General features: G+C 52.7%; 3 protein-coding genes. All 3 read right to left on the bottom strand.

Going from position 1 to position 7747, the window contains the following annotated elements; genetic code table 11:
* Positions 1 to 377 precede the first annotated feature (377 nt).
* Genes WH37_RS04175 through WH37_RS04165 form a run of 3 tightly spaced genes read right to left on the bottom strand, consistent with a single transcriptional unit; the run spans position 378 to position 7674 of the window.
* Complete coding sequence (locus tag WH37_RS04175) at positions 378 to 3137, bottom strand: alpha-mannosidase (protein ID WP_046229300.1); 2760 nt, start codon at positions 3135 to 3137, stop codon at positions 378 to 380.
* Positions 3137 to 6358, bottom strand: a complete 3222-nt coding sequence (locus WH37_RS04170) for a beta-galactosidase (RefSeq protein ID WP_046229299.1) — start codon at positions 6356 to 6358, stop codon at positions 3137 to 3139. The genes WH37_RS04175 and WH37_RS04170 overlap by 1 nt, the downstream gene beginning before the upstream one ends.
* On the bottom strand, positions 6355 to 7674 hold the full coding sequence (locus WH37_RS04165) for a glycoside hydrolase family 125 protein (RefSeq protein ID WP_046229298.1): 1320 nt from the start codon (positions 7672 to 7674) through the stop codon (positions 6355 to 6357). The genes WH37_RS04170 and WH37_RS04165 overlap by 4 nt, the downstream gene beginning before the upstream one ends.
* Positions 7675 to 7747 lie beyond the last annotated feature (73 nt).

Here is a 7747-nt window from a genome sequence, read left to right as displayed (position 1 = left end):
CAAAACCTCCAAATAATTTATAGTTATTAGGAGGTAATCAGCCCGACACCGCCTTCTCCTTCTCAACCTGTTAAAGTTAAAAGTAGTGAATTCGGCCCAACTACACCCTATTTGTTACATCTAACGACAAAATTTACTCTTTATACCTAGATTATAAGTCACAGTTCTTCAATTGTTTGTCGTTTTATGTCGTATTACATAAATATTCCTTAATAATACGCTCAGTTCCCACCACTCCTTTTCACCAATCTCATTTTTCAAAAAAACTCATACAAACTGATATTTTTCTCAAAACAGCATAAAAAGACCCCTACGCCTCAGCTTGACGGCAATAAGGGCCTTCCTTATATTCTTTATAAATCATAATATTTAATTTCCTACAGCTTAAACCCAACCGTCACAATCTCACAAGGACCAACAGCCAAAGCTGCCCCCTGCTCCGCGCTCACTTCAATCGCTTCCCCTACGCGCTCCAGCACATCGCTCTTATAGAGCTGCTTGAACGCGCCAGCGTTGCCACCAAAGCCTGCATCTGACAAGTTCAGATCAGCCGCCTGCTGCTTCATATTAAACCAGCGAAGCACAGCATCGCCAGACTGCTGGCTTACTTTCAGCGAGGAGAATGCAATGCTGTCGCCTTCCCAAGCAAGCAAGCCGCCAACTGGTGCAAGCACGCCTTCATGAACCGCTGTCTGGCTCGCCGTCCAAGGCACTTGGAACTGGTACGCCTGCGCATAAGCGCCTGATGCAGCGCCATTGCCGCTATGCGGAATAATCGACAAACGGAAGCTTTGCTCGCCTAGGCACTGTGCTTCTGGCGTCGGGAATACGCCCCAGTCGCCAAGCTCGGAAACCGAACGAAGCAGCGTAACCGCAATCGTATTGCGGCCATCGCGCAGCACTTCGTATTCGTTCAAGCCAAGGTTCGCTACAACAAGGCCGCCCTGCTCGCCGCTCACATCCACAAAAGCTTGCTGATGCTGGGTATTGCTCGGGTTTTCCCACTCTGCCGAAGGCTCATTGTCACGCACAGCTACTTCAAAAATCGAGTCCACATGATGAACCGCTGTCTCTACATCCGTCGGGAACAGTACGCGTACGCGATGATCCTTCGCCTGATTGTTAAACGAAGCCTGCCAGTCCAAACTTCTGGCGCTGCTGGAAAGCGCAATAACCGTCTTAATCGTCAACGGCACCATGTCCGCAACACGCTGTGCTTTGCGCTCAGGATAATAAACAGCTTCCTGCTTCTCAATCTCAAACGTTTCATCGGCAGATGCCGGAACCGCCCATTCATGCACGATTTCAAAAGCTGTACGGTAGGCGCTTTGCTCCACCAGACGAATCTCTGCTTTCAGACCTTGCGTCGTAATCGCCTGCTCGCCATCCGGCTGCTTGTACATATATTCATTGCCGATGTCTCCTGTATTCTCATAGACGCCCAGACTGCGATACACTTGACCGCTCTTCTTGTCCGTCAAATCAAACGAGCCATCTTCACCGATGGAGACATGCAGCCATTCATTTTCCAGCACTGCCGAATCTGCTGCACCAGCAGTCGCTTCGCCAGCCAACGCTGCATCCGCTCCAGCACCATTGCGAACCCATGCATAAGACGACAGTCCAAGCGCTGGCACGTTCACCGCATCAAACGTCAGTTTAACTCGGCGGCACATATAAGGCTGGCGAAACTTGTCATCCGGCAGGTCGTAGCCAAATTGCAGCCCCAAATCCTGAACGGAGCAGGGAACTACCGCGCCGTTATGGTCTACCAGTACTCTGCCCGAAATATCGACCGCATTCATCCGGCGGTTCACCTCTGGAAGCGGCAAGCCTTCACGGAAGTACAGACGCTCAACATCAAGCTCAATTTCTACAACACCGCTGCGATCCCAGCCTGTTGTATTATAGACAACGAACGGCAGCGCAGCTTCGCCATACGAAGCGAACGCCGACGTGTCGACCGCTTCAGCAATCACTTGTGTGCTATCCGCAACTATCGTCTCGGCAACATGGCGGCTCTTGTCAAAACGAGTGACCATCTCGCGGTGAACCTCGTCCACGCTGCAGCCGCAAATGCTGTCATGCGGATGGTTTTGCATCAATGTTTTCCATGCATAGGTAAACAGATGATGCGGGTATTCCTGTCCAAGCTTGTGCGCAATCGTCGCAAGCGGCTCCGCTACCTTTTCGAGCATCGCTTGGCCGAGCTGATTCATTTGCTTCAAATATACGCGCGCCGAAGCGGTGTTGACCAGCGTAGACCAGCCATCAGTCCGTTGGCTGCGAAGCTCGCCCTTCACGACCGAAAGCTCGCGGTCAAGTCCGCTGTTTACCGCTGCCAAATAATCTTCAAAGTTGGAGTGGATAAAATCTGTATCTGGGTACAGCTGTCTTGCTTTCGCCAGCGCCGCAGACAGATCCTGCTGAATAGGCTGATGATCACAGCCGTTCATGAACAGCAGCTCGCCAGTAGCCGCATATTTTTCAGCTTCCTCCAGCTTTTTGTCCCAATAGATTTTCGCTTCTTGCTCGTCTACCGGAACCTCCATCCCATTGCAGTACCAGTTGGCAAAAAGAATGCCCAATACGCGCGAGCCGTCAGGACCTTCCCATTGCAGCTCAGAGAACGAGGATTCATAGTTTGAATCTGCTACCGTATTGTTAAAGCCAGTCGGCTTCACGCCTCTGCCAAATACCGCATTATCAATGCCTGCTTGACGCAAAATTTGCGGGGCTTGCCCGATGTTGCCGAATGTATCCGGGAAATAGCCGACCTTCGCAATGATGCCGTAACGGCTCGCATCCTGATGGCCCAGCTGCAAATTGCGCAAATTCGCTTCGCTGCTCGTCAGGAAGGCATCCTGCAAAATGTACCAAGGGCCAATCGGAATACGTCCTTCTTTAATATATTTTTCTAGGCGTTCCCGATTTTCCGGGCGTACCTGCAAATAATCTTCGAGAATAATCGTCTGGCCGTCCAAATAAAAGCTTTTGAAATCGGGGTCCGTATCCAGCGTGTGAAGCAGCGTATCCATCAGCTTCACGAGCAGCACATGATGCTTCTCATACGGCAAATACCATTCGCGATCCCAATGTGTGTGGGAAATAATATGGGCCTTTCTTTTAAAAGCCATTACTGCGCACCTCTTCTTTCTTCCTGTTGATCGGGCAGCGAAACCGCTACCTCTACTTGATGCGGGCGATAGACAGCGAGCAGCTTCCCGCTTGCATCCGTTGCGAACAGCACAGAACGTTCCTTTTCCAATGAAAAAGCGTACCGCCCCTCCGTCGCTGGGTCTTGCACTTCAATCTTCGCATCGAATCCGGATTCGGATACGAATACGAACAACGCGCCGCTCTTGAATGTAAGCTTGCGCCCATAAACGCCAGGCAGCTGGCCGCCTTGCAGCCAATTCAGCTCCTGCTCGCAGCCTGCCAAGTCAAGCGCATAGCGATACAGCTCCTTAATCGGCTCCGTTCGCTCGTTCAGCTCCAGCGGCAGCGGACTCCATAACAGGCGTCCTTTGCCTACGGTCAGCTCAACCAGCTGGTCAGCATCGCTTGCTGTTTGATGAACAGCTGAAGCATTACCGGCAGTTTTTTCATCCGCAGCAGCGCCGCTAATTAGAACCTCTTTCCATACTTCAGCTATCCGGCGATTGCCGTAAGATACAGGGAAAGTGGCTTCGCCAATACGCAGCTGCTCCTCGCGTTGTACGTTGCGAAGCTCCATCTGGCCAAGCAGCTCAGAGCAGCGATCGCTCGCTTTCCAGTAAGCGTCCAAGCTCATCGGTCCCATCCATAATAACGTAACGCCCTCTCGCTCTACAAGTGCAATAAGGCGACCAAATGCCGCATCATCCCAGTTATGCGCACTCGGCACAATGAGCAGCTTGGGCGGATTCGCCTCCAGCTCCTGCAAATGATATTCCGAAGCGCCGCGGAATGGCATATTCAGCTCATAAGCAAGCACCCGCGTCGCACGCGTTGTCGCATCAAACGCCAGCTTGCGATTGGAGAAGTCGTTGGAATACGGGAACAATACCGCCGTATCCTCCAGCTTGCGATTCTCGAATAAATCCCGAATTTGCTCCATAAAGCTGCCAAAATCATACGAAACATCCGCTTCCGGCTTTTCCGTTCCATCCGCCCGCAGCGCACCGATATGTGATTCATTGGCATTGTCCATATAGAAGTTCGTATTCCAGATCCACTGCACGGCACCCGCGCCGCCTGTCGCAAAAGCATACGCATATTTGCGCTCCAGCAGGCTGTGCAGCTCAGCTTCCGAGCGCTTCGCTCTGCCATCTGGCGTCTCCACATACATAATGCCGGTTTCCTGCACCACATTCGGCTTGTTTGCTGTTTTCGCGAACAAGCTGTCCCAGACGAGATGATCGTTGAGCCACCAGGAGTGGACCGTTGTATAATCAGCGGCTTCCTCGTAGAAAAACGGCGAAGGACGTTGTGCGCCAAGCGCTTCATCCTGGCCGACCGTTACCATATGGTCCGGACATTCGTCTTTGATGGCCTCATACAGCTGCTTCGCCCAGCGATTGTGCATGTCCATAGAGAACAGTACATAATCAAGCCAGCGCGTGCCATTTTTGCCCTGATGCATATCCTGCACATCGAAGTTGATTTCTTCCGGCTCCGGCGGCACAGCCGCTTCATAGCTTGGCAGCTGCTCTGGGGACATATTCCACAGCTCTTGAAGCCGTGCAAGCGAACCATGGCGCTGCTTTAGCCAAGCGCTATATGCTTTCTGTTCAAAAGGGTCGCGCGCCGAACGAGGTCCATTCGAGAAAATCCGCGGAGGATCAAACATCGATGGCTCATTGATCAAATCCCAGTCGACATTCATCGTCTTCTTGTGGCGGGAAACGATAGCTCGCACGAAGCGCTTCTGTGCCTCTATGCTGCGCGGATCGAGATAAGGGTTTAGCCCTTCCCACGTTTCCGGCGTAAAGGAGAAAAAGGTAAAGGTCACCTGCAAGTCATGACGCTTCGCCGTCAGCAGAAAAGCATCAATCGATCGCAGCGCCTCCTCAGACGCATGGCCGTCCACCTGCATCACATTGCGGTATGCGGTCCAAATGCCTGTGCGAATCCAGTTGATGCCCGCTTTGCGCATTTGAGCCATATCACGGTCCCATACCGAAGCATTCGGCAGAAACAGAAACTTCCGCGCCACATCCGACGTCATATACGTCATGCCGACAACAGGCAGCGGACGCCCGTCCTTCATAAAATAATCCCGTCCGCTCGTTACCGGGCTCCCCTGAGCAAGCAGCTCCTGATCAAAGCCCCAGAAGCCTTGGCGCAAAATACGCACCTCGCCAGACGGCGATTCTGCTCTGCATACGACCTTATAATAGCCGCTTTGCAGCTCAAGCGGCACTTGCAGCCTTACTAGCTGCTGCTGCTTGCTTGCCTTCTGCTGCAAGCGGAACGCCCATTTTTGCTGCATGTTTTCATGCTCAACCGTTATAGCAAAATCCCACTCCGCGGCTGGATACAAGTCAGCCTGTCCATCGCCAGCAGCAATCTCTTGACGAAGCTGCTGCACCTGCAGCGTCAGCATGGCCCGCTCTCCAGGCTCGAAGGAAGCATAGTTCGGCTTCAGCCACAGCTCCGTTACGCCAGCGGCGCAAAAAGCTGCCCAGCGCCCAAGCTCGGCCGCTCCGCCTTCCACCCAAAACGCCTTCGTCAGCGACTGGTTAACGAACAACCAGCGCGCGCCTGCGAAGATCCCCTTCGTGTTCTCCCACAGCACTACAGGCGCTGCTACCTCGCGCCCTATGGAAGAAATGCCTTTTAGCAGCGGATAAATATGGGCGTCCATTGGCCCTGCAGAGCCCATTTGATGTGGCAAGTCGCTGCTTTTCGTCACATGCGGCACCAGATTCCAGGTTGGCGACACGGCGAACAGCGCTTCCTTGCCAGCCAGCAGCGGAAGATCCTCCGCTGCTGTCAGCGTAGCTACCGGAGCAGCAGCGACCGGCAGCATTTCATGAATATGAAGCTCGCGGTGATAGGCCGTCTGCTCCGACTCCACCTGCCACTCGCCTGCCTCGCTGCGGCGAACGGGACGCTTGAACGGCGCGCCGCCCAAGCTGATCAAGCCGCCGCCACGCCGCAAATAGCCGATAATGGCGCTCCAAGCCTGTTTTGGAAAGTAAGGGGCATGCATATTAATGAAGCTTCCTTCCTTCGCAGCGCCAAGCGCATCCGCAAGCTCGTCTGCCCGGACTACACGGCCTGCTCCTGCTAGCAGGCCATCTAATTGGGCAGGAGACTCCGAGGCTATCGGAAAGGATGGATCATAAAAAATGATGGCATGCTGCTTGCTCATAGCAGCCCATCCTTCATCGCCCGATAAACGAGCTGCGAGAACAAGCTGTTCGACCAAGCGAACCATTTCCGCGTAAAGATTGCTGGATCGTCCGAATGGAAGCCTTCATGCATAAAGCCGGTATCGGCATCGGTCGCCTCCAGCATGTCGATCATAGCCAGCTTCTCCTCATCGTTATTCGCGGTAATGCCCTGCATGGAAAGCGCCATATGCCAAATATAGCCTGGTGGCGTATGCGGACTTCCGATGCCTTTAGCAATTTTCCCTTCATAATAAAAAGGATTTTCTTTGCTAAGCGCGAATTTACGCGTGTTTTGGTAAATCGGATCATCAGCGGTTGTATAGCCCAAATAAGTAATTGAGAGCAAGCCCGGCGTGCCTGCGTCATCCATCAAGCAATAGTTGCCGAAGCCGTCCGTCTCATAAGCATAAATAGGGCCAAACTCCGGGTGACGATAAATGCCATACAGCTGAATGCCATGCTCGACGTCCTCTTCAAGCTGCTTGAGCTCCTTCACAAAAGCCATATCGCGGAACACCCACTCGGCCATCTCTCTCATCTGCCGCAGCGTCACGACCGCAAACATATTCGCTGGAATGTTATAGTGGAAGTCGCAAGCATCGTCGCTTGGACGGAAGCCCGACCAGATCATTCCGGTATAATTGACCGGCATACCCATTCCGCTATTGCGCAGCGAATCGGTAGGAATGCCGTTGTCCCTTACAAAACGGTAAGGGGAAAGCTCGAAGTGGCGCTGCTCGGTTTTCCACAGCTCCACAATGCGGCGCATCGCTGCCTTAAAGCCGGAGTCAAAAATATCGGTCAGCTCCGTCTCTTTCCAATACGCATAAGCAAGGCGCATCGAGAAGCAGATCGAATCCAGCTCAAACTTGCGCTCCCATACCCACGGCGACATATCCGTCTCATCCGTCGTGTTCCAATGCCAATCATTGGCCGACTCATTAAAGGCGTTCGCATAAGGATCAATCTGAATGTTGGCCATATGGCGCTTGATCAAGCCGCTGATTAGGCGCTGCAGCTCCGCATCATTTTTCGCCAGCGGCACATAATGAATGACCTGCTCAACCGAGTCGCGCAGCCACATCGCGGGAATATCTCCCGTAATGATGAAGGTTGTGCCATCGTCCATTTTTTTCGTCGTCGTTTCGAGTGTATTCGGGAAACAGTTTTTGAACAGCTGAAGCAGCTTCGGGCGGTGCGCCAGCTTCTGCTCTGCTTCTTGTAATACCTGCTGAACCGCTTGCGGCAGCGCAAGCTCTGGCAGCGGGATTTTTGGCAATCTGAATTGTTCCATGGTGGGTATAGCTCCTTTGACTATTTATCTATTTTTGACTATATAAGTTGAACGATTAATAAGCATGAGGGCG

Source organism: Paenibacillus algorifonticola (assembly GCF_000971975.1).
GTDB lineage: Bacteria > Bacillota > Bacilli > Paenibacillales > Paenibacillaceae > Pristimantibacillus > Pristimantibacillus algorifonticola.
This window is presented reverse-complemented; position numbering and strand designations above follow the sequence as displayed.